This is a genomic window from Aquincola tertiaricarbonis (genome assembly GCF_023573145.1).
Classification (GTDB): Bacteria; Pseudomonadota; Gammaproteobacteria; order Burkholderiales; family Burkholderiaceae_C; genus Aquincola; species Aquincola tertiaricarbonis_B.
This window is the reverse complement of the sequence record NZ_CP097636.1, coordinates 291,624-314,660: the sequence shown is the minus strand read 5'-3', so window position 1 is coordinate 314,660 and position 23,037 is coordinate 291,624. Positions and strand designations below refer to the sequence as shown.

18 protein-coding genes are annotated in these 23,037 nt (G+C 68.3%); 8 read left to right on the top strand and 10 right to left on the bottom strand.

The window, feature by feature from the left end:
* Window positions 1–45: 45 nt before the first annotated feature.
* Window positions 46–1,881: an NAD(P)/FAD-dependent oxidoreductase gene (locus tag MW290_RS15650; protein ID WP_250198653.1), complete on the top strand. Its 1,836-nt coding sequence runs from the start codon at window positions 46–48 to the stop codon at window positions 1,879–1,881.
* Between the two features lie 7 nt (window positions 1,882–1,888).
* Here MW290_RS15650 and MW290_RS15645 read toward each other — a convergent pair whose 3' ends face one another.
* Both MW290_RS15645 and thiC read right to left on the bottom strand, forming a co-directional pair.
* Complete coding sequence (locus MW290_RS15645; protein ID WP_250198652.1) at window positions 1,889–2,488, bottom strand: OmpW/AlkL family protein; 600 nt, start codon at window positions 2,486–2,488, stop codon at window positions 1,889–1,891.
* A 150-nt stretch (window positions 2,489–2,638) separates the two neighbouring features.
* Window positions 2,639–4,489 (bottom strand): phosphomethylpyrimidine synthase ThiC, encoded by a 1,851-nt coding sequence (gene thiC / locus MW290_RS15640; RefSeq protein ID WP_250198651.1) that lies wholly within the window; start codon window positions 4,487–4,489, stop codon window positions 2,639–2,641.
* A gap of 265 nt (window positions 4,490–4,754) precedes the next feature.
* Between thiC and MW290_RS15635 the strand changes: the two genes are divergently transcribed.
* A complete protein-coding gene (locus tag MW290_RS15635; protein WP_250198650.1) occupies window positions 4,755–5,750 on the top strand; it encodes an LLM class flavin-dependent oxidoreductase in 996 nt (331 codons plus the stop codon).
* 11 nt (window positions 5,751–5,761) lie between these two features.
* On the opposite strand, the gene metW is transcribed toward MW290_RS15635, so the two are convergent.
* The 3 genes from metW to MW290_RS15620 all read right to left on the bottom strand — a co-directional run bounded on the left by metW (window position 5,762) and on the right by MW290_RS15620 (window position 8,628).
* Window positions 5,762–6,352 carry a methionine biosynthesis protein MetW gene (gene metW / locus MW290_RS15630; protein WP_250198649.1) on the bottom strand — a complete coding sequence of 197 codons (591 nt, stop codon included), beginning with the start codon at window positions 6,350–6,352 and terminating at the stop codon, window positions 5,762–5,764.
* The gene (gene metX / locus MW290_RS15625) at window positions 6,349–7,491 is read right to left on the bottom strand and encodes a homoserine O-succinyltransferase MetX (RefSeq protein WP_250198648.1); all 1,143 of its coding nucleotides are present in this window, start codon (window positions 7,489–7,491) and stop codon (window positions 6,349–6,351) included. Before metX ends, metW begins: the two co-directional genes overlap by 4 nt.
* Before the next feature lie 204 nt (window positions 7,492–7,695).
* On the bottom strand, window positions 7,696–8,628 hold the full coding sequence (locus MW290_RS15620; protein WP_250198647.1) for an exopolyphosphatase: 933 nt from the start codon (window positions 8,626–8,628) through the stop codon (window positions 7,696–7,698).
* Between the two features lie 159 nt (window positions 8,629–8,787).
* Between MW290_RS15620 and MW290_RS15615 the strand changes: the two genes are divergently transcribed.
* From MW290_RS15615 to prsT, 3 genes are all read left to right on the top strand, one after another.
* Window positions 8,788–10,410 carry an FAD-binding oxidoreductase gene (locus MW290_RS15615; RefSeq protein WP_250198646.1) on the top strand — a complete coding sequence of 541 codons (1,623 nt, stop codon included), beginning with the start codon at window positions 8,788–8,790 and terminating at the stop codon, window positions 10,408–10,410.
* 112 nt (window positions 10,411–10,522) lie between these two features.
* Complete coding sequence (pepA, locus tag MW290_RS15610; protein ID WP_250198645.1) at window positions 10,523–11,323, top strand: flocculation-associated PEP-CTERM protein PepA; 801 nt, start codon at window positions 10,523–10,525, stop codon at window positions 11,321–11,323.
* 127 nt (window positions 11,324–11,450) lie between these two features.
* On the top strand, window positions 11,451–14,264 hold the full coding sequence (gene prsT, locus MW290_RS15605; protein WP_250198644.1) for an XrtA/PEP-CTERM system TPR-repeat protein PrsT: 2,814 nt from the start codon (window positions 11,451–11,453) through the stop codon (window positions 14,262–14,264).
* A gap of 2 nt (window positions 14,265–14,266) precedes the next feature.
* On the opposite strand, the gene MW290_RS15600 is transcribed toward prsT, so the two are convergent.
* Entirely contained in the window at window positions 14,267–14,479 is a 213-nt protein-coding gene (locus tag MW290_RS15600) for a heavy-metal-associated domain-containing protein (protein ID WP_250198643.1), read from the bottom strand.
* Window positions 14,480–14,645: 166 nt separating this feature from the next.
* Here MW290_RS15600 and MW290_RS15595 point away from each other — a divergent pair, with 166 nt between their 5' ends.
* Window positions 14,646–16,937 carry a heavy metal translocating P-type ATPase gene (locus tag MW290_RS15595; RefSeq protein ID WP_310740147.1) on the top strand — a complete coding sequence of 764 codons (2,292 nt, stop codon included), beginning with the start codon at window positions 14,646–14,648 and terminating at the stop codon, window positions 16,935–16,937.
* A 28-nt stretch (window positions 16,938–16,965) separates the two neighbouring features.
* On the top strand, window positions 16,966–17,367 hold the full coding sequence (gene cueR / locus MW290_RS15590; RefSeq protein ID WP_250200013.1) for a Cu(I)-responsive transcriptional regulator: 402 nt from the start codon (window positions 16,966–16,968) through the stop codon (window positions 17,365–17,367).
* A 6-nt stretch (window positions 17,368–17,373) separates the two neighbouring features.
* Here the strand turns inward: cueR and MW290_RS15585 are convergent, their stop codons facing one another.
* Together MW290_RS15585 and MW290_RS15580 are read right to left on the bottom strand one after the other, a co-directional pair.
* A complete protein-coding gene (locus MW290_RS15585) occupies window positions 17,374–18,585 on the bottom strand; it encodes an MFS transporter (RefSeq protein ID WP_250198641.1) in 1,212 nt (403 codons plus the stop codon).
* Window positions 18,585–19,208, bottom strand: coding sequence for a glutathione S-transferase family protein (locus MW290_RS15580; RefSeq protein WP_250198640.1), 624 nt, complete (start codon window positions 19,206–19,208; stop codon window positions 18,585–18,587). Before MW290_RS15580 ends, MW290_RS15585 begins: the two co-directional genes overlap by 1 nt.
* 143 nt (window positions 19,209–19,351) lie before the next feature.
* Here MW290_RS15580 and MW290_RS15575 point away from each other — a divergent pair, with 143 nt between their 5' ends.
* On the top strand, window positions 19,352–21,082 hold the full coding sequence (locus tag MW290_RS15575) for an FMN-binding glutamate synthase family protein (protein WP_250198639.1): 1,731 nt from the start codon (window positions 19,352–19,354) through the stop codon (window positions 21,080–21,082).
* Here the strand turns inward: MW290_RS15575 and MW290_RS15570 are convergent.
* On the bottom strand, window positions 21,079–21,699 hold the full coding sequence (locus MW290_RS15570; RefSeq protein WP_250198638.1) for a glutathione S-transferase N-terminal domain-containing protein: 621 nt from the start codon (window positions 21,697–21,699) through the stop codon (window positions 21,079–21,081). The two genes, MW290_RS15575 and MW290_RS15570, sit on opposite strands and share 4 nt — an antisense overlap.
* Before the next feature lie 33 nt (window positions 21,700–21,732).
* Window positions 21,733–23,025, bottom strand: a complete 1,293-nt coding sequence (locus MW290_RS15565) for an amidohydrolase family protein (protein WP_250198637.1) — start codon at window positions 23,023–23,025, stop codon at window positions 21,733–21,735.
* Window positions 23,026–23,037 lie beyond the last annotated feature (12 nt).

The window sequence follows — 23,037 nt, the reverse complement described above, 5'->3', positions numbered from 1 at the left end:
GCACGGCCAGCCGGCCGCTGCACCTACAACGATGGAGACGCATGCATGACTGACCTTGCGACAGCGCCCGTGGCCAGCCACGGCCCCGCCGACACGGCCACCGCCGACGCCAGCGCCTGGCTGGCCCGCCTTGAAGCCGCCCTCGCCGCTGCCGACCTGGACGCGGTGACGGCCCTGTTCGACGACGAGTGCTACTGGCGCGACCTGGTGTCCTTCACCTGGAACATCAGCACCCAGGAAGGCCGCGACGCCATCCGCGCAATGCTGCAGGCGCGGCTGGCCGACACCGCGCCCAGCCAGTTCCGCCTGGAGGGAGAAGCCAGCCAGGCCGATGGCGTGACCGAAGCCTGGTTCACCTTCGAGACCCGCGTGGCGCGCGGCCGCGGCCACCTGCGGCTGCGCCAGGGCCGCGCCTGGACGCTGCTGACCACGATGACCGAGCTCAAGGGCTTCGAGGAGAAGAAGGGCGAGCGCCGCATCGCCGGTGCCGAGCATGGCGCCCAGCCCGGCGGCCGCCAGAGCTGGCTGGAAAAGAAGCAGGCCCGCGAAGCCGCGCTGGGCTATGCCGAGCAGCCCTACGTGCTGATCATCGGCGGCGGCCAGGGCGGCATCGGCCTGGCCTCACGGCTGCGCCGGCTGGACGTGCCCACCATCGTCATCGAGAAGAACGCGCGGGCCGGCGACTCCTGGCGCAACCGCTACAAGTCGCTGTGCCTGCACGACCCGGTGTGGTACGACCATCTGCCCTACATGCCTTTCCCGGATGACTGGCCGGTGTTCGCGCCCAAGGACAAGATCGGCGACTGGCTGGAGATGTACACCAAGGTGATGGAGCTGAACTACTGGAGCTCCACCATCGCCAGGAAGGCCCGCTTCGACGAAGCCACGCAGACCTGGGAAGTGCAGGTGGAGCGCGACGGCCAGCCGGTGACGCTGCGGCCCAAGCAGCTGGTGTTTGCGCTGGGCGTGTCGGGCTACCCCAACGTGCCCAGGATCCCGGGCGCCGAGACCTTCGAGGGCACCCAGCACCATTCCAGCAAGCACCCGGGCGGCGCGGCCTGGGCCGGCAAGCATTGCGTGGTGCTGGGCTCCAACAACTCGGCCCACGACATCTGCGCCGACCTGTGGGAGAACGGGGCCGACGTGACGATGATCCAGCGCTCGTCCACCCACATCGCGCCTTCGGGCTCGCTGATGGAGCTGGCGCTGGGCGGCCTGTACTCCGAGCAGGCGGTCAAGAACGGCATCACCACCGACAAGGCCGACCTGATCTTCGCCTCGGTGCCGTACAAGATCATGCACACCTTCCACATCCCGGTGTACGAGGAGATGAAGAAGCGTGACGCCGACCTGTACGCCCGGTTGGAGAAGGCGGGCTTTCTGCTGGACTTCGGCGAAGACGGCTCGGGCCTCTTCATGAAGTACCTGCGCCGCGGCTCGGGCTACTACATCGACGTGGGTGCCTCGGAGCTGGTGGCCGACGGTCGCATCAAGCTCAAGAGCGGCGTCAACATCGAGCGCATCAACCCGCGGTCGGTCACCTTGACCGACGGCACCGAGCTACCGGCCGACCTGCTGGTGTACGCCACCGGCTATGGCTCGATGAACAACTGGCTGGCCGACCTGGTGTCACCCGAAGTGGCCGACAAGGTGGGCAAGTGCTGGGGCCTGGGCAGCGACACCACCAAGGACCCCGGCCCGTGGGAAGGTGAGCTGCGCAACATGTGGAAGCCCACCGCGCAGCCGCAGATGTGGTTCCACGGCGGCAACCTGCACCAGTCGCGGCATTACTCGCAGTTCCTGGCGCTGCAGCTCAAGGCCCGCATGGAGGGCCTGCCCACCGACGTGTACGGCCGCGTGGGGCCGTACCACAAGCGGTAAGGCTTGATCAGAAGCGCTTGCCGAAGCCGACCGAGACGAGCAGCGGATCAACCTTGAAGCTGCCGAGGTTGGAGCCCGCGGCCGAGACGTCGGTGCGGATCTGCACCTTCTTCACGTCGACGTTGACGAGCCAGCCGTTGCCCACCGGCACGTCGACGCCGGCGCCCAGCGCCAGGCCCCAGCTGCTGCGGTCGATGTCCACGCCGGCCGGCAGGTCGACGCTGGAGAACCGCGTGTAGTTGATGCCTGCGCCCAGGTAGGGGCGAAAGCTCATGCCGGTGAAGTGGTACTGCAGGCTCAGCGTGGGCGGCAGGTGCTTCAGGCTGCCGATCTTGTCGCCACCGGCGCGCAGGTCGTGCTTTTGCGGGTAGGTCAGCACCAGCTCGGCCGCAATGTTGGGCGTGAAGAAGTAGGTGATGTCGACCTCGGGGAAGGTCTTGTTCTTCAGGCTCAGGTCCAGGCCGGTGTTGTCCTTGTCGGCCGAGTCCAGGTGCAGCGCGCGCGCCCGCACGATCCAGTCGCCGCTGTCCTGCGCATGGGCGGCAGGCAGGGCGGCAATGGTGAGGGCGGCGGCGGCGAGCGCCAGCGCTTGGCAGCGCTTGTTCATGTGAGCTCCTTGAGTGGCGTGTTGAAGGCCCTCATTAGCCCGCCGAGGTTCCCTGCCGCGTTTGCGCCAGCGCAAAGTGGCCACCGCCCGGCCGCCCGCCGCGGCCGCGCGCTTGACACAGGTCAAACGCGCGCCGCGGCCCTGTCGCGTTCAGCCTACGGGCTGGATGGGCACGTACAGCTCACCCCCGCCCGCGCGGAACTCGGCCGACTTCTCGCCCATGCCGCGGGCTGCGTAGTCGCGCACTTCCTGCGTGATCTTCATCGAGCAGAACTTGGGGCCGCACATGGAGCAGAAGTGCGCCACCTTGCTGGCGTCCTTGGGCAGCGTCTCGTCGTGGAATTCGCGTGCGGTGTCCGGGTCCAGGCCCAGGTTGAACTGGTCGGTCCAGCGGAACTCGAAGCGCGCCTTCGACAGCGCATCGTCACGCGCCCGCGCCCCCGGATGGCCCTTGGCCACGTCGGCCGCATGCGCCGCGATCTTGTAGGCCACGATGCCCTGCTTCACGTCTTCGCGGTCGGGCAGGCCCAGGTGTTCCTTGGGCGTCACGTAGCACAGCATCGCGGTGCCCATCCAGCCGATCATGGCCGCGCCGATGGCGCTGGCGATGTGGTCGTAGCCCGGCGCGATGTCGATGGTCAGCGGCCCCAGCGTGTAGAACGGCGCCTCGTGGCAGTGCTTGAGCTGCTCGTCCATATTGGCCTGGATCATGTGCATCGGCACATGGCCGGGGCCTTCGATCATGGTCTGCACGTCGTGCTGCCAGGCCAGCTGCGTCAGCTCGCCCAGCGTGCGCAGCTCCGCAAATTGGGCTTCGTCGTTGGCATCGGCGGCCGAGCCAGGCCGCAGCCCGTCGCCCAGCGAGAAGCTCACGTCGTACGCCTTCATGATCTCGCAGATCTCTTCGAAGTGCGTGTACAAAAAGCTTTCCTGGTGGTGGGCGATGCACCACTTGGCCATGATGGAACCGCCGCGCGAGACGATGCCGGTGCGCCGCTGCGCGGTGAGGTGGATGAAGGGCAGCCGCAGCCCGGCATGGATGGTGAAGTAGTCCACCCCCTGCTCGGCCTGCTCAATCAGCGTGTCGCGGTACAGGGCCCAGGTCAGGTCCTCGGCCACGCCGCCCACCTTCTCCAGCGCCTGGTACAGCGGCACGGTGCCGATGGGCACCGGGCTGTTGCGCAGGATCCAGTCACGCGTGGTGTGGATGTGGCGGCCGGTGCTCAGGTCCATCACGTTGTCGGCGCCCCAGCGGATGGCCCACACCATCTTCTCCACCTCTTCCTCGATGCTGCTGGTGACGGCCGAGTTGCCGATGTTGGCGTTGATCTTCACCCGGAAGTTGCGGCCGATGGCCATCGGCTCCACCTCGGGGTGGTTGATGTTGGCCGGGATGATGGCGCGGCCGCGGGCCACTTCGTCGCGCACGAACTCGGGCGTGATGACCGCCGGCAGCCGCGCGCCCAGGCCATTGCCGGCCAAGCGGCGTTCGCGCTGCGCATCGGCCAGGTACTCGGCCATCCATTCGCGCTTGCCGTTCTCGCGCAGCGCCACGTATTCCATCTCGGGCGTGACGATGCCGCGGCGGGCGTAGTGCATCTGGGTGACGTTGCCGCCAGACCGCGCGCGGCGCGGTATGCGCTGCAGCGCGGCGGCATCGGCGCGCAATTGCGCGATGCGCGGGCTGTCGCGCTCTTCGTGCTTCAGGCCATCGTCCAGCGCCTGGCGCAGCCGGCCTTCGTAGCGTTCGGTGTCGCCGCGCTCGTCGATCCAGGCGGCGCGCAGCTCGGGCAGGCCGCGGCGCACGTCGATGGCGGCGGCGGGGTCGGTGTAGGGACCGGAGGTGTCGTACAGCGACACCACCTCGCCATTGCTCAGGGCCACGTCGCGCACCGGCACCCGCAGGTCGGGTCGGCTGCCGGTGATCCAGGCCTTGGTGGAAGCAGGGAATGGCTCGCGCGTGAGGCTGAGCAGCTGCGCAAGCTTGTCGGGGGCGTTCATGCGGGTCTCCTTCGGGGGCGTGGCAGGGCATGCTCCGAAGGTCGGCCCGGCCCACGCGCCCCAAGGCGCGCACCCGTGCTGACACGACAGCTCTTCTTCCGCCGGTACTAACCGGTTCAAGTTCGCGGGTTCGGTTTCACCATCTCAGCGGGCCTGTCGGCCTGCACCCCGGAGCGGGGGCGATTGTGGGAGCCCGGCGCGGCGGATGTCAACGTGTTGCCCCTGCCGCCCACCGCGGCTTGCGGGCGGTGATAGCGTGCCGCGCATGAGCCTTGTCCTGTCCGCCCTCGACCAGTCCGTCTCGCTGGCCGGCAGCAGCGAAGACGCCGCCATCCGCGACAGCGTGAGCCTGGCCGCCCACTGCGAAGCCGAGGGCTACCACCGCTTCTGGCTGAGCGAGCACCATGCGCTGCCCGCCATCATCGGTACCGCGCCCGAGGTGCTGATGGCCGCCGTGGCCGCCACCACGCAGCGCATCCGCATCGGCAGCGCGGGGGTGATGCTGCCGCACTACTCGGCCCTGAAGGTGGCCGAGCAGTTCCGCGTGCTGGAGGCACTGGCGCCCGGCCGCATCGACCTGGGCGTGGGCCGTGCGCCCGGCGGCGACATGCGCACCGCGATGGCCCTGAACCCGCATGCACACCATGCGGCCGAGCACTTTCCGCAGCAGGTGCGCGACCTGCAGGCCTGGACCAGCGGCCAGCCGCACAACGGCATCACGGCCCACCCGCGCGGGCCGCATGCGCCGCAGATCTGGGTGCTGGGCAGCAGCGACTACGGCGCGCAGCTGGCCGCGCACTTCGGCCTGCCCTATGCCTTCGCCTACTTCTTCATGGACGGCCAGGGTGTGGAGCAGGCGCTGCGCCTCTACCGCGAGCTCTACCGCCCGAGCGAGCGGCACCCCGCACCGCAGCCCACCATCTGCGTGTGGGCGCTGGCCGCCGACACCGAAGAAGAAGCCCGCCACCATGCGCTGAGCCGCGAACGCTGGCGCGTCGACCGCGCCCGCGGCGTGCTGGGCCCGCTGCAGCCGCCCGACGCGGTGGCGGCCCGCGGCTTCACCGAGATGGAGATGGCCACCACCGTGGAGGCCATGCGCCGCCAGGCCCTGGTGGGCACCGGCGCGCAGGTGGCGGCCATGCTGCACCAGCTGGCCGACCGACTGCAGCTGGGTGAGATCGTCATCAACACCTGGGCCCACGACCCGGCGGTGCGCCGCCGCTCGTACACGCTGATCGCGCAGGCGATGCGGGGCGGCTGACCCTCGCTGGGTCAGCCTGCCAGTCGCTCAAATTTGAAGACGGCCACGCTGGCCATCAGGTTGGGCAGCGTGCGCACCGGCTTGCCGTGCTGGATGCCGAAGCTCTCGATCACCGACAGGCCGTTCTTGCGCGCCAGCACCTCGAAATCGGCATAGGTGCCCACGCGGATGTTGGGCGTGTCGTACCACTGGTAGGGCAGCACACGCGTCACCGGCATGCGGCCCGAGGCCACGCGGATGCGGTTGGGCCAGTGCGCGAAGTTGGGAAAGCTGACGATGCCGATGCGCCCCACGCGGGCGGTTTCCTGCAGCATCTTCTCGGTGTTGCGCAGGTGTTGCAGCGTGTCCAGTTGCAGCACCACGTCGAAGGATTGGTCCTCGAACAGCGCCAGGCCTTCTTCCAGATTGAGCTGCAGCACCTTCACATCGCGTCGGATGCAGGCGGCCACCTTGGCATCGTCGATCTCCACGCCGAAGCCCCGGCACTGCCGGTGATCGCGCAGGTGCGCCAGCAGCGCACCGTCGCCGCAGCCCAGGTCGAGCACGCGGCTGCCGAAGGGCACCAGCGAAGCGATCGTCTCCATGTCTGCCCGATCGCTCATGCCGAGAACTCCTTGGCCACGTTGTCGAAGTAGGCGCGCAGCACCGCGTGGTAGCGCGGGTCTTCCAGCAGGAAGGCGTCATGGCCGTGCGGTGCGTCGATCTCGGCGTAGCTGACGTCGCGCTGGTTGTCGACCAGGGCCTTGACGATCTCGCGCGAGCGGGCGGGCGAAAAGCGCCAGTCGGTGGTGAAGCTGACCAGCATGAACTTGGCCTGCGCCGCCGCGAAGGCGCGGGTGAGGTCGCCGCCGTGCTCACGCGCGGGGTCGAAGTAGTCCAGCGCGCGGGTGATCAGCAGGTAGGTGTTGGCGTCGAAGTATTCGCTGAACTTCTCGCCCTGGTAGCGCAGGTAGCTCTCGATCTGGAACTCGATGTCCTGCGTGCTGTAGCCCAGTTCGGCGGCGCGCAGGCTGCGGCCGAACTTGGCCTCCATCGAGTCGTCCGACAGGTAGGTGATGTGGCCGATCATGCGCGCCACCCGCAGCCCGCGCGCCGGCACCACGCCATGGGCATAGAAATGGCCGCCGTGGAAGTCGGGGTCGGTGACGATGGCGCGGCGCGCCACCTCGTTGAAGGCAATGTTCTGCGCCGACAGGTTGGGCGCCGTGGCCACCGCCACGCAGTGCCGCAGCCGCGTAGGGTGGCGCAGCGACCAGCTCAGCGCCTGCATGCCGCCCAGGCTGCCGCCCAGCACCGCCGCCAGCTGGGTGATGCCCAGCTGGTCGAGCACGCGGGCCTGGGCGTCCACCCAGTCTTCCACCGTCATCACCGGAAAGTCGGCGCCATACGGGCGGCCGCCGGCGGCGGGGTCAGGGTTGGCATGCATGGGCCCGGTGGAGCCGAAGCACGAGCCCGGGTTGTTGATGCCGATGACGAAGAAGCGGTCGGTGTCCAGCGGCTTGCCGGGGCCCACCAGGTTGTCCCACCAGCCTTCGCTGCGGTCCTGGCCTTCATACGTGCCCGCCACGTGGTGCGAGGCATTGAGCGCATGGCACACCAGCACCGCGTTGCTGCGGTCGGCGTTCAGGCTGCCGTAGGTCTCGTAGACCAGGGTGTAATCGGCCAGCCGGGCGCCGCTTTTCAGCGGCAGCGGCTCGGCGAAGTGCATGCGCTGCGGTGTGACGTGTCCTAGGGATGCCATCAACAAGAAACCCGGTGCCGCCAAAGAAGCGGACACCGGGCCGGGCATCCCTCTTTAGCAGTATTTGTTGAGCGCCCGCAATCTGAGAAGCAAATCGGCGCTGGGGTGCGAAGTGTACTAGCGGCCGGCGCAGGGCCGCCCCAAGGCGGCCGCGCCACCCGCCCGGCGGGTGGGACCGCGTACCCGCGGGACCGGGTGCGCCAGTCAGCCGTCGTTGCGGATGCGCTCGATGAGCTCGGCCAGCACGGTCTCGGCCTGATCGTTCTCCACCTGGCAGGTGCCGGCCGCCTGGTGGCCGCCGCCGCCGTACTGGAGCATCAGCGCGCCCACGTCGGTCTTGCTGCTTCGATCGAGGATGCTCTTGCCGGTGGCGAACACCGTGTTGCGCTGCTGCACGCCCCACATCACGTGGATGGAGATGTTGGTCTGCGGGAACAGCGCGTAGATCATGAAGCGGTTGGCCGCGAAGATCGTCTCCTCGTGCCGCAGGTCCAGCACCACCAGGTTGCCGTGCACGCGGGCGCAGCGGGTGATCTGCTCCTTGGCGCGTTCGGCATGCTCGAAGTACAGGTCCACCCGCTCCTTCACGTCGGGCAGGCCCAGGATGTCCTGGATGCCGTGGTCGCGGCAGTAGGCGATCAGGTCCATCATCAGCGCGTAGTTGCTGATGCGGAAGTTGCGGAAGCGGCCCAGCCCGGTGCGGGCGTCCATCAGGTAGTTCAGCAGCACCCAGCCGCTGGGGTTCAGGATCTCGTCGCGGCTGAACTGCGCGGCGTCGGCCTTGTCCACCGCGGCCATCATGTCGGGCGCGATGGTCGGAAAGCGCGCCGCGCCGCCGAAGTGCTCGTACACCACGCGCGCGGCCGAAGGCGCCTTGGCGTCGATCACGTGGTTGGACCGCTCGCCGGTGTTGCGCAGGGTTTCCGACGCATGATGGTCGAACGCCATGTACACGCCGGGCACGTACGGCAGGTTGGTGGTGATGTCGCGCGCCGTCACTTCCACCTTGCCGTCCTGCATGTCCTTGGGATGCACGAACTTGATCTCGTCGATCATCTTCAGCTCGTTCAGCAGCACGGCGCAAACCAGGCCGTCGAAGTCGCTGCGGGTGATGAGGCGGTAGGTGGGAGAGGTCATGGCGCTGTCGTTCTCGCGGTGGCTTGGGGGGCGTGGCGGGATTTCGGCAGCGGGGGCGCGGACTGAAGTTCAAGCCGGGCAATTTCATGCCGATGGCCTGAGCAGCGAGGGATAAGCTGCGGCTTGGGGCCGCGGGTCGCCTCCTTGGGACGAGTACTCATGAACCAGTCGGATATGGGGGACAGCCGTGCATCCCCCCGCGCACAGACCAGCACCACCGGCCATGCCAAAAGCATCGTCGGCGTTCAGCAACCCGGATCGGTGGACGAGGTCATCGAGCTGGTCCACTGGGCTCGCTCCACCGGCGCCCGTCTATATCCGGTTTCGCGCGGGCTGAACTGGGGCTACGGGTCAGCGACACCCGCAACCGACGGCTGCTTGATCGTCGATCTGAGCCGCATGAACAACATCCGCAATGCCGAGGCCATCAACGCCCGAAATCCTGTGGCGGTGATCGAGCCTGGCGTAACGCAAGCGCAGCTCTATGACCACCTCGAGGCGCATTGCCCATCGCTCACCTTCAACGTCACCGGCTCCGGCCGAGACACAAGCATCCTTGGCAATGCGCTCGATCGCGGCGTCGGATACCTGGGCCCACGCAAGGAGGACGTCTTTGGGCTTGAATTCGTGGATGGTCAAGGTCGACTTCTGAAGACTGGCTTCCGCCGCTTGGGAGAGGACTCCCCCCTGGCGCACTGCCATCCCTATGGGCTGGGACCGATGTTGGACGGCTTGCTGTCACAAGGCAGTATTGGCATCGTCACCAGCGCCTGTTTCCGGCTGGTCCCGCGCCGTCCTCGGGAAGTGGCTGTTTCGTTGACGCTGCGTGATGTCGAAAACTTCAGCGCGTTCCTCGATTCGCTGATCGCACTGAAACGCGAGGGGTTGATGACGTCGGTGGCCCATATCGGCAACCGCGCACGGACCGAAACCACCCTCCGCTACGGCATCACCCAGTACTTGCAGCAGCGCTGTGGTCTGTCCGGACGCTCCCTGTCAGACGCTGCGGACCAAGCCCTGAAAGTGGCTGCCCGAGGCGAGTGGAGCGCGCTCGCGTCCGTCACAGGTAATGCCGGTCAAGTGCGAGCGGCGCTGAAGGAAATTCGCAGCAGAACAAGCCGCCTAGCCGACGTACGCGTCGTCACCGACAAGCTTTTGGACATCGGGTACGCAGTGACGGACCGGCTTCGTGCTTGGCCGACGTGCCGCGCGACCGCGGCCGCAATTTCGGCGATACGCCCGCTCCACGGCCTCGCGCTGGGCAAGCCCACCAACGTCGCGATCGAAAACCTTCTGTGGCGGGGCGGTCAGGAAGAGCTCGCGCCCGGCGCATTCGACGAATCTCACTGCGGCCTTCTGTACGTCAGCCCTGCGCTTCCAGCCGACGGAGCGTTCATCTCGCGCATCATGGCCGTTTTGAACACCGTCGCAGCCCGTCACGGTCACAAGCTATACACCACGGTCAACCTGGAAACGCCGCTGTCGACGGTCGCCATCATCAACCTGTTGTTCGACCGACGGGACGCGCAGGCGGTGGCCGGGGCCCATCGATGCGCCGACGCGTTGTGGACATGCATTCGCGAGCATGGTCTGGAGGTTTACCGAGCCCGCGCCGACATGATGCCAGGAGTGACGGATACCGCGCCGGAGTACTGGCAAGCGATCGGGGACCTGAAGGCCGCCCTCGACCCTCTGAACATCATCAGCCCGGGCCGATATGCCGCCAGGGAGCGTCGGGAATCTTTACACAAACCGGTCAGCCAGACCCTTGATGAGCTATAAGCCATTGATTTTACTAAGAAAATTATTGTGGCACGGGATCTGCTTTTGGAGAAAGCATCCGCGGAGGTAGGTCCTCCGAGCAACGATGCTTTCCTCACATCAGGGAGTGACCATGAACCTCAAATACGCCCTCTCCGCCGTCGCGCTGAGCGCCGCGATCGCTGTCCCGGCCGTTGCAGCACCGGTGTTCGAAGTGACCCCTAGCGTGCTGGGCGCACCCGGCTCGCCGTTCAACGCCAACAAGATGAGCGGCAATGCATCGACGCTGCTGACGCTCGACGCGGCAACCCAGACGGTTACCGGCGTGGGCTGGATCAGTTTCAGCTCGTTTTCGCTGGACGGCAACTCGGTGTTGTTCACCGGCCTGGACACCAGCTACCAAGTCTGGCTGGAATACAACTACACCACCAAGCTGGTGTCCGGTACTTTCGGCGCCGCCGGCAGCCTGTACGACGTGACTTCGCTGAGCTTCACTGCCTACGGCAAACAGTTCACTTCGCAAGCCGGCGTCAACACGTACAACAATGCGATCGCCACGGGCACCGCACCTTCCGTGACGCTTGGCACTGGCACGGTCCAAACCCTAGGTACCGGCGCCCTGGATGCGGCAGGCCCTGACTCCGCCTCGTTCAACGCCGCCGGCGGCACCTCATTCAACGCCAACACGACGTTCACGCTGACGGATTTCGGCAAGACCTTCTTCACGCAGCCGAACCCGTTCTACACCAACGCGTTCAACAGCTTCACGAACACGTCCCAGGGCTTCGTGACCAACGGCAACTTCATCGCGCTGACCCAAGCTGACGGCGCTGTTGACTTCGCTGGTACCGTGCCCGAGCCGGCGACCCTCGCCCTGGTGGGCCTGGCGCTGGTGGGCGCTGGCGCTGCTGCTCGCCGTCGCCGCCAAGCCTGATATCGATATCTGCGACTCAAAACCCCGCCACTACGGCGGGGTTTTTCATTTGGAAGCGTCAGAAGTCAACGACGCGCCAGCAAGCGCCGCCACGGCCCCAGCATCGATTTCGGTTATGGTCCCATGAATGCCGGGGCACCTCAGCGACCCGGAAGATCTCAATGGAACCGTCGTGGGCAGTGTTAACTCCTTGATAGTCTCTGTGGGTGTGTTGGCGGCCTGCCTGTCAGCGTGCTCACCTCCGTCGCCCGAGCAGCATGTTGCAGCGGCCGAGAAGTACCTGTCCGAGGGTCAGACGAGTTCGGCCATCATCGAGCTTAAGAACGCGCTGGCTGCCGCACCGCAATCGGTGCAAGCGCGTTTCCTGCTCGGCAAGGCCCTGCTGGATAACGGGGCCCCAGACTCGGCAGCGCTTGAACTGAAAAAAGCCATCGAGTTACCGCAGGCCCCGCCTCATGTCTGGCCCACTTACGCCAGAGCGCTGTTGGAGGCCGGAAAGTCCAAGCAACTGACGGACGAACTCGCGGGCAAAAAGTTAAGCGATCCCGCGGTCAACGCAGACCTGCAGACCCAGATCGCTGGCGCCTGGGCCGCGCGCGGGGATCTCGACCAAGCGAACCAAGCCATTGCAGAAGCCCTTCGTTCCGTCCCCGCATACTCCGACGCCATGACGCTCAGGGCGCGCATCGTCGCGCAGCAAGGACGGCCGGATGAGGCCTTCAGAATTCTTGACGACGTCCTGGCCAAGTCGCCTGCCAGTGCAACTGCTTGGCAGCTGAGAGCCGAGTTGCTAATGCGCGTGCGCTCTGACACCGCAGGGGCGCTGGCCGCGCATCAGAAGGCGCATCAACTAGACCCGAAGCTGCTGCCAGCAGCGGTGGGACCGGCCGTGATCCTGCTCGCACAGGGCAAGCTCGACGAAGCGGCAACGCAAATCCAAACGCTGAAGAAGCAGTTCCCTGCGTCACCGCAAGGCCGGCTGCTTGAGGCTCAGCTCGCGCTACAAAAGGGCGACATTGCCAAGTCGAAGGAGCTCCTGCAGCCGCTGCAAAAGATCTGGCCAGACCATCCAGGCGTGCTCTTGCTAGCAGGAGCGCAGGCCTACCAGGCCGGCTCACTGGTACAGGCCGAGTCTCTGTTGCAACGCACCTTGATCAACGCGCCAACACAGTTGATTGCCCGCCAACTCCTGGCTCGCACGTACGTGCGCGGGGGTCAGCCGGCCAAGGCTCTTTCGACACTGCAGCCCGTGCTAGCCGAGAAGGGCGTGGATGCTGTTTCCCTGTCGATTGCTGCGGAGGCTCACCTGCAATCTGGCGACCCCGCAACGGCCGAAAGCATGTACCGCCAAGCGGTGGCACTCGATCCGGGCAACGCAGTCACCCGTACGGCATTGGCATCAGCACGCATCGGCAGAGGAGACCAGGACGGTGGCGTCGCAGCGCTGAAGGAAATCGCCGCAACCGACTCCTCCACGGTGGCAGATCTTGCGCTTGTCAGCACGCTTACCCGGATGGGCCGTTACATAGACGCGCTCACAGCCATAGACGCGCTGCAAAAGAAGCAGCCGGACTCGCCAAGCGCGTCGTTCCTTCGCGGGGGCGTGCAGCTCCTGATGGGGCAAGCGCAAGATGCACGGTCCAGTTTTGGCCGAGCTCTTGAGAAGGACCCTGCCTACTTCCCAGCGACCGCTCAGCTCGCGAAGCTTGACATCCAGGATGCCCAGCCTGAGCAAGCGAAGAAGCGATTTCAGGACTCGTTGAAGGTACGGCCAAACCATCTACCTGCCCAACTAGCGCTGCTTGAACTTGAGACGCGTAGCCAGGCCAGCCAAGAGACGCTTGTTGAGACTGCGACAGCGCTCATCCGGCAGCACCCCCAGGACCTTGAACCGCGCATGCGGTTGATCGACTTGTTGGTTTCGGGCAAGGCTTTGGACAAGGCACTGGCTGCAGCCCAGGATGCCGTGACCGCCTTTCCGTCCGATGCCCGCGCGGTCGAAGCGCTGGGTCGATTGCAAGCTGCGACGGGTAACGCCAATCAGGCGGAAGCTTCGTTTTCCAAGGTCAGCACGCTGGATCCAACGTCACCCCTGGGCATGCTGCGACTGGCGGAGTTGCAGCTGGCGAACGACCGGCGGGCAGAAGCGGTTCAATCGCTGCAGCGTGCTTTGGTGATCAGGCCGGACGCGGTAGCGGCGCATCAGGGACTGATCAGGATCTACACAGCCGAAAAACGCGTCAGCGATGCCGTCGAGCAAGCCAAAGCGCTGCAAGCAGCTAGACCCCTCGAAGCGGTGGGCTGGATTGTCGAAGCCGAACTCGAGGCTGCTCGTCGCAATGACGCAGCTGCCATCACAGCCCTGCGAAAGGGTCTTCCCAAGCAGGGAGGCAACGTCTCGGCCATCAAACTCCATGCGCTTCTCAAATCCAAAGGCATGAACGCCGAAGCCCAAAAAGTTGCAGACGATTGGACTCGGGATCACCCGAGTGACACTGGATTTGTCTTCCATCTGGGTGATGTGGCATTGGGCGAACACAACTGGAAACTGGCCATCGAGCACTATCAGCGCGTGCTCAGCCTCCGGCCGCAACATGCAGGTGCATTGAATAACATCGCCTGGGCGATGGTGCAGACCAAGCAACCCGGAAGCGTCGCCTTTGCGGAAAAGGCCAATCAGCTGCAGCCGCGGCAGCCGACCGTGCTGGACACCCTCGCTAAGGCGCTTGCTGCTGAGAACCAGATGCCTCGGGCGCTGGAGGTCATGAAGCAAGCCGTGTCCCTTCGCGAAACGGATTCAGCGCTGCGGCTTGAACTGGCCAAACTCTATGTACAAAGCGGCGACAAGGCGGCTGCCAAGACCGAGCTGCAGAAGATTGCGCAAGCGCCGGAGGCATCCGCCGCCAAGAGCGAGGCACAGCGGATGCTTCAAGCACTCTGAAATCAGACCGCGCCTTGCTCCACCGCTGTATACCCCGCCTCCTCGATCGCCGCCTTCAGCACCCCCGCATCCGCCTTGGCGGGCTGCACCTGCACGCGGTGACTGGGCAGGTCGATCTGCACCTGGGCGCCGGGGTCGGCCTCTTGCACGGCCTGGGTGATGGCGCGCACGCAGTGGCCGCAGCTCATGTCGTTGACTTCGAAGGTGAGGGTCATCGGTGATCCTTGGAGGGGTTGCAAGCGATGCACCCAGTGTGGAGCCTGCCATCGTGGCAAGGTCAAGGCCCTGGGCGCGGTGGGGTGCCGCTTGACCTTGCCATGATGTCAAGCCTGAGACTTCACGCAGACCCGGTCGTGCTCCGGGTTCACAGGCCCTCCCACGATGTCGTCCCCCGTCACCGCCCGCCCACCGTCCGGCGCGGCCACACCCGCAGCCTCGGTCCTGACCGCCCCGCAACCGCTTGAGCTGCAAATCGGCGGCATGACCTGCGCCACCTGCGTGATGCGGGTGGAAAAGGCCTTGAAGAAGGTGCCCGGCGTGGCCGAGGCGTCGGTCAACATCGCCACCGAGCGGGCAACGGTTCAAGGGGGCACCGACGTGGCAGCCCAGGCGCTGCAGGCGGCGGCGGTGGCGGCCGTCGAGAAGGCCGGCTACCAAGCCACCCCAGTGCACGAGGACGACGACGACGCGCCCGCCACCCCGGCGCCTGCCGGCGGCCTGCCCGCCTGGTGGCCGGTGGCCCTGGGCGCCCTGCTCACCCTGCCGCTGCTGCTGCCCATGCTGCTGTCGCCGCTGGGCGCGGACGTGATGCTGCCGGGGCTGTGGCAGCTGGCGCTGGCCACGCCGGTGCAGTTCGTGCTGGGCGCGCGCTTCTACCGCGCCGGCTTCAAGGCGGCGCTGGCAGGCAGCGGGAACATGGACCTGCTGGTGGCGCTGGGCACCTCGGCGGCCTACGGCCTCTCGGTCTACCTGCTGCTGGTGGCCGGGGTGGCGCACGGCGGCCATGGCGCCCTGCTGCACCTGTACTTCGAGGCCTCGGCCACCGTCATCACCCTGGTGCTGCTGGGCAAGTGGCTGGAGCAGCGCGCCAAGCGGCAGACGACCGAGGCCATCCGCGCGCTGCATGCGCTGCGCCCGGCCACCGCCCGCGTGCGCCGCCACGGCGTGGAAGCCGAGCTGCCGGTGCGCCAGGTGCGGGTGGGCGACCTGGTGGTGCTGCGCCCGGGCGAGCGCGTGCCGGTGGATGGCGTGATCGTGGAAGGCCGCAGCCACCTGGACGAATCGCTGCTCACCGGCGAAAGCCGGCCCGTGGCCCGCGGCGAAGGCGGGCCGGTGACCGGCGGTGCCATCAACGGCGAAGGCGCGCTGCTGCTGCGCACCACCGCGGTGGGCGCCGAGACCACGCTGGCCCGCATCATCCGGCTGGTGGAATCGGCGCAGGCGGCCAAGGCGCCGATCCAGCGCACCGTCGACCGGGTGAGCGCCGTCTTCGTGCCGGTGGTGCTGGGTCTGGCGCTGCTGACCTTCGGCGGCTGGCTGCTGGCCGGCAGCGGCTGGGAGGCGGCGCTGATCAATGCCGTGGCCGTGCTGGTGATCGCCTGCCCTTGCGCACTGGGGCTGGCCACGCCCACTGCCATCATGGCGGGCACCGGCGTGGCGGCGCGCCACGGCATCCTGATCAAGGACGCCCAGGCGCTGGAGGTGGCGCATGCGGTGGACACCGTGGCCTTCGACAAGACCGGCACGCTGACCGAAGGCCAACCCGCCCTGGTGGCGCTCTGCCCGGCCGCGGACCTGTACGAGGCCGAACTGCTGCGCCTGACGGCCGCGCTGCAACAGCACAGCGAGCACCCGCTGGCGCGGGCGGTGCTGCAGCGGGCCCAGGCGCAAGGCCTGAACGCGCCCGCCGCGACCGACACCCAGGCGCTGCCGGGCCGCGGCCTGCAGGCCGTGGTGCAGGGCCGCCTGCTGCAGCTGGGCAGCAGCCGGCTGCTGGCCGAATCGGGCGCTGCCGCCGGCCCGCTGGCGGCCGAGGCCGCGCAGTGGCAGGCCGATGGCCGCACCGTCTCCTGGCTGCTGGCGCCGGCAACGGCTGAGCACCCCGCCCGCGTGCTGGGCGTGCTGGCCTTCGGCGACGACCTCAAGCCCGGCGCGGCGGCCGCGGTGCAGCGGCTGCGCGCCATGGGCATCCGCACCGTGATGCTGACCGGCGACAACGCCGGCAGCGCCCAGGCGGTGGCGGCGCAGCTGGGCATCGACGAGGTGCGGGCCGAGGTGCTGCCGGCCGACAAGGCCGCCGCCGTGCAGGCGCTGCGCCAGGCCGGCCGGGTGGTGGCCATGGTGGGTGACGGCATCAACGATGCGCCGGCCCTGGCCGCGGCCGACGTGGGCATCGCGATGGCCACCGGCACCGACGTGGCGATGGAGACCGCCGGCATCACGCTGATGCGCGGCGACCCGGCGCGGGTGGCCGATGCGATCGACGTCTCGCGCCGCACCTACGCCAAGATCCGGCAGAACCTGTTCTGGGCCTTCGCGTACAACGTGGTGGGCATTCCGCTGGCCGCACTGGGCTGGCTCAACCCGGTGATCGCCGGCGCCGCGATGGCCTTCAGCAGCGTGAGCGTGGTGAGCAATGCGCTGCTGCTGCGCCGCTGGCGTGCCGGCGCCTGAACGAGGAGCGTGCGCCATGAGCGACGTCATGAACATCGGCCAGGCCGCCCAGGCCAGCGGCGTCAGCGCCAAGATGATCCGCCACTACGAGCACATCGGCCTGCTGCCGGCGCCGCCGCGTACCGAGGCCGGCTACCGGCGCTACACCGGGGCCGACGTGCACACACTGCGCTTCATCCGCCACGCGCGTGACCTCGGCTTTCCGCTGGCGCAGATCGGCGAGCTGGTGGGCCTGTGGCGCGACCGCGCCCGGCCCAGCCGGCAGGTCAAGGCACTGGCGCAGGCCCACATCGACGCGCTGGAGACCAAGGCCCGCGAGCTGCTGGCGATGAAGGCCACGCTGGAACACCTGGTGCACTGCTGCCACGGCGACGACCGACCCGACTGCCCGATCCTCGACACGCTGGCCGCGCCGCAGGACGTGCGCTGAATCGGTCTAAGCGGGTTGAGGGGCGGTGCGCGAGGTGTGCACCAGCCACACCACCAGCGACAGCACCGGCATCGCCAGGCCCAGCAGGCAGGCGCCCGGCCAGCCGCCCACGCTGTACATCCAGGCGCCCAGGCTGGATCCCAGCGCGCCGCCGACGAAGAACATCGCGATGAAGAGGCCGTTGAGCCGGCCACGCACCTGCGCGCCCAGCGCGAAGATGGCCCGCTGGCCCAGCAGCAGGCTGGCGGCCACGCCCATGTCCAGCACGATGGCGGCCAACAGCAGCACCGCGACCTGCGTGCCGGCCGCGGCGGTGTGCACGAGGCCGGTCAAGAACGCCGCCGCCATCAGCAGCATCGCGATGGGCGTGGCGCTGCGGGCCCAGCCGCGGTCGGCCAGCCGGCCGGTCACCGGCGCGGCAATGGCACCGGCCACGCCGGCCAGCGCGAACCAGGCGATCTGCGTCTGGCTGAAGCCGATGGGCGCGGCCGCCAGGTGCAGCGGCACCACCGTCCAGAACAGGCTGAAGGCCGCGAAACCGCATGCATGGTAGAAGCCGCGCAGCCGCAGCACCGGCGTGTCCAGCCACAGCCGGCCCATCGAGCGCAGCAGGTCGCCGTAGCTGGCCTGCGCGGCCGGCTGGCGGCGCGGCAGCAGCCGCCACAAGGCCAGCGCCATGGCCAGCGTGGCCACCGCCGACAGCCCGAAGATGGCATGCCAGCCGAAGTGGTCGGCCACCAGGCTGGCCGCCGGCCGCGCCAGCATGATGCCCAGCAGCAGCCCGCTCATCACGTTGCCCACCACACGGCCCCGCTGCGCCTCGGGCGACAGGTGCGCCGCGAAGGGCACGATGACCTGGGCCGCCACAGCGCCCAGGCCCACCACCACGCAGGCCACCAGGAACAGCGATGCCGAAGGCGCGACGGCAGCCACGGCCAGCGCCGCGGCGGTGACCACCAGGGAGGCCACGATCAGGCCCCGGTTCTCGACCCGGTCGGACAGCGGCACGATGAGCAGCAGCCCCGCGCCGTAGGCGCACTGGGTGGCGGTGACGATCAGGCCCGCTGCCGCGCGCGACAGGCCCAGGCTGTCGGCAATGGGCCCCAGCAGCGGCTGCGCGTAGTACAGGTTGGCCACGATGAGGCCGCAGGCCGCCGCCATCAGGAACGACAGCCACACCGGCAGGCCGGCGGGTGGGGCTTGGTTGGGCGCCTGCATCACGGCTGGCCGTTGCGGCCATGCAGCCGGAAGGCCGGCCGTTCGCTCAGCCGCTGGTAGTAGGCGGCCAGCGCCGGCAGCTCGGGCCGCGCCATCGGCGTGGCATACCAACGGTGCACGGCCAGGCCCAGCACCACGTCGGCCAGCGTGAAGCCCTCGCCCAGCACATGGGCACCGGTGCGGTCGAGCTGCCGCTCCAGCACGCCCATCATCGCGTTCCATTGGGCCACGCTGGCCTCGATGGCGGCGGCATCGGTGTGCGCCGGGCTGTGCCGCACCAGCGCCATGAAGGCGTAGCGCCAGGCGTTGTTCAGGTCGCCCAGCTGCCAGTCCATCCACTGCTCCACCTTGGCGCGGGCTAAGGCGTCGGTGGGCAGCAGGTCGCTGCGGCCCTGGCGGCGCGCCAGGTAGCGGCAGATGGTGTTGGACTCCCAGAGCACCACCTCGCCGTCGACGATCACCGGCACCAGCGCGTTGGGATTGAGCGACCTGAACGCCGGATCGTCGGTGGCCTGGAAGCCGGCACCCCATTGCTCCTGCTCATACGGCAGGCCGATCTCGGCGCAGGTCCACAGCACCTTGCGCACGTTGATGGAGGGCGACTTGCCCAGGATCTTCAGCACTTGCACTCCTGTTCCACAACTGGCGCACGATAACCGGCACTGCCTCCGGCCGCCTGTGGTGCAAAGCCGGTGCTTTTCGCGCCCACGCGGCGGCGCGGCAGCGCCTACCATCGGCCCGCCTTCAGCCCCCGAACGAGTGAACGATGGCCCCAGCCTGGATTTCCGCGGTCAACCGCCATGCCCCGGTGCGCTACACCGCCCTCTTCACCTGCGCCGTCGCCGCACTGCTCGGCAGCCTGGCCTGGGTGGCGGCCGGCAGCGGCGGCTGGGTGGCGCTGCTGGGCTGGGCCGGCGTGCTGATCGGCCTGCACGACCTGCGGCAGCCGCAGCACTCCATCCTGCGCAACTACCCGGTGATCGGGCACCTGCGCTTCTTGCTCGAATTCATCCGGCCCGAGATCCGCCAGTACTTCATCGAGAGCGACAACGAGGCCGCACCCTTCTCGCGCCAGCAGCGCTCGCTGGTGTACCAGCGCGCCAAGGGTGAGCCCGACAACCGGCCCTTCGGCACGCAGATGGACGTCAAGCAGGTGGGCTACGAGTGGATCAACCACTCGATCGCGCCCACGCAGATCGACAGCCACGACTTTCGCGTGACCATCGGCGCCGGCCGCGCCCAGCCCTACAGCGCCAGCGTGTTCAACATCTCGGCGATGAGCTTCGGCGCGCTGTCGGCCAATGCGGTGCTGGCGCTCAACGGCGGCGCCAGGCGTGGCAACTTCGCGCACGACACCGGCGAAGGCTCCATCAGCCGCTACCACCGCGAGCACGGCGGCGACCTGATCTGGGAGATCGGCTCGGGCTACTTCGGCTGCCGTAACGACGATGGTTCGTTCAACGAAGAGCGCTTCATCGCCAACGCCACCGACCCGCAGGTCAAGATGATCGAGCTCAAGCTCAGCCAGGGCGCCAAGCCCGGCCACGGCGGCGTGCTGCCCGGCCCCAAGGTGACGGTGGAGATCGCCGCGGCGCGCGGCGTGCCGGTGGGGGTGTCGTGCATCAGCCCGGCGCGCCATGGCGCCTTCAACACGCCGGTGGAGATGCTGCGCTTCATCGACCGGCTGCGCACGCTGTCGGGCGGCAAGCCCACCGGCTTCAAGCTGTGCATCGGCCACCCGTGGGAGTGGTTCGCCATCTGCAAGGCGATGCTGGCCACCGGCATCACGCCCGACTTCATCGTGGTGGACGGGGCAGAGGGCGGCACCGGCGCCGCGCCGCTGGAGTTCACCGACCACGTGGGCGCGCCGCTGCAGGAAGGCCTGCTGCTGGTGCACAACACGCTGGTGGGGCTGAACCTGCGCGAGCACATCAAGCTGGGCTGCGCCGGCAAGGTGATCAGCGCCTTCGACATCGCGCGGATGATGGCGCTGGGCGCCGACTGGTGCAATTCGGCGCGCGGCTTCATGTTCGCGCTGGGCTGCGTGCAGGCCCAGACCTGCCACACCGGCCTGTGCCCCACCGGGGTGACCACGCAGGACCCGGTGCGGCAAAAGGCGCTGGTGGTGCCCGACAAGACCGAGCGGGTGTACCGCTTCCACCACAACACGCTGGAAGCGCTGAAGGAGCTGGTGCAGGCCGCCGGCCTGAAGCACCCCAACCACATCACCGCGGCGCACATCGTGCACCGGGTGTCGGACCATGAGGTGCGGCTGCTGATCAACCAGCTGCACTTCCTGCGGCCGGGCCAGCTGCTGGCCGCCGCCGAAGGCCGCGAGGACTGGCCGCATGCGGTGTACAGCCTGTACTGGAAGCTGGCGCGGGCCGACAGCTTCGAGCCGGTAACCGGCGAAGGCCCGGCACTGGAGCGGGCGGCGAACCCGCCGATGCCGCCCACGCCTGCCGCCCAGGCGGGCCAGGCGGCGCAGACGGCCTAGGCCGCCGGCGGCGCGGTATCCGCGAAGCTGGCGCGGGCCGCCAGCTTGTCCAGCAGCTTGCCCAGGTTGGGGTGCTGGCTGCGCCAGTCGATGTGGCCGAAGCGGAAGTCGATGTAGGCCAGCGCGCAGCCCACCGCGATGTCGGCCAGCGTCAGGTGGGTGCCGCCGCAGCACCAGGGCTTGTCGCCCAGGCCCTTGGCCATGGCCTTCAGCGAAGCGTCCACCTTGACCATCTGGCGGTCGATCCAGGCCTGCGAGCGCTCGGTCTCGGCGCGGCCCGACCAGGTTTGTTCCAGGCGCGCCAGGATCAGCGCGTCCAGCACGCCGTCGGCCAGCGCTTCCCAGGTGCGCACCTCGGCCCGCTCACGCCCGGCCGAGGGCAGCAGCTTGCCCACCGGCGACAAGGCATCGACGTACTCGACGATCACGCGCGAGTCGAAGACGGCTTCGCCGCCTTCCATCACCAGGCAGGGCACCTTGCCCAGCGGGTTGGACGCGAGGATGGCATCGCTGCCCCACACGTCTTCCTGCACGAACTGGTAGTCCAGTTTCTTCTCGGCCAACACGATGCGCACCTTGCGCACGTACGGGCTGGTCAACGATCCGATCAGTTTCATAGTTCTGGCTGCCCTCACCCTGTGCGGCTGATTCTAGTCATGGGGGCCGCGGCGCAGCGTCCAGTCCACCTCGGCGGGCCGGCCGGGCAGTTGCAGCCGGGCCTGCAGCGGGGCCGATTCGGCCAGCACCCGCCCCTCGCGCACCACCAGCAGCCGGTGCGCGCGCAGGCGCAGCGCCTCCACCGGCGTGCGGGCCTGCAGCAGCACGAAGCTGCCGCGGCAGCCCGGCGCCAGGCCGTAGCCCTCCAGGCCCAGGATGCGCGCGCTGTTGGTGGTCACCGCCTCGAAGCAGGCCTGCATGCCGGCCTGCGAGGTCATCTGCGCCACGTGCAGGCCCATGGCCGCCACTTCCAGCATGTCGCCGGAGCCCAGGCTGTACCAGGGGTCCATCACGCAGTCGTGGCCAAAGCCCACGTTCACGCCCGCGGCCATCAGCTCGGGCACGCGGGTCATGCCACGGCGCTTGGGGTAGGTGTCGTGCCGGCCCTGCAGCGTGATGTTGATCAGCGGGTTGGCCACCGCATGCACGCCGGCCTCGGCGATCAGCGGCAGCAGCTTGCTGACGTAGTAGTTGTCCATGCTGTGCATGGAGGTGAGGTGCGAACCGGTGACCCGGCCCTGCAGCCCCAGCCGCTGGGCCTGGAAGGCCAGCGTCTCGATGTGGCGCGACAGCGGGTCGTCGCTCTCGTCGCAGTGCATGTCCACGCGCAGGCCGCGGTCGGCGGCGATCTCGCACAGCAGCTTCACCGATTCGGCGCCGTCGGCCATCGTGCGCTCGAAGTGGGGAATGCCGCCCACCACGTCCACGCCCAGGTCGAGGGCCCGCTCCAGGTTGGCCAGCGCGCCCGGCGCCCGCAGCACGCCGTCCTGCGGAAAAGCCACCAGCTGCAGGTCGAGGTAGGGCCGCACCTGCTCGCGCACCTGCAGCAGCGCCTGCACCGCCATCAGGCGGTCGTCGCACACGTCCACATGGGTGCGGATGGCCAGCAGCCCCTTGGCCACCGCCCAGTCGCAGTAGGCCAGCGCACGCTCGACCAGCGCCTCGGGCGTGAGCAGCGGCTTGAGCTCACCCCACAGGCCGATGCCTTCGAGCAGCGTGCCGCTGGCATTGACGCGCGGCAGGCCGTAGCTCAGCGTGGCGTCCATGTGGAAGTGGGCGTCGACGAAGGGCGGGCTCAGCAGCCAGCCCTGGGCGTCGTGCGTGGCGATGCCGGCCGGCGCCGCCAGGCCGGGCTGCACCGCGGCGATGCGGCCTTGCAGCACCAGCACGTCCTGTCCGGTGCGGCCATCAGGCAGCGTGGCGTTGCGGATCAGCAGGTCGCGCATCGGGCGCTCCCG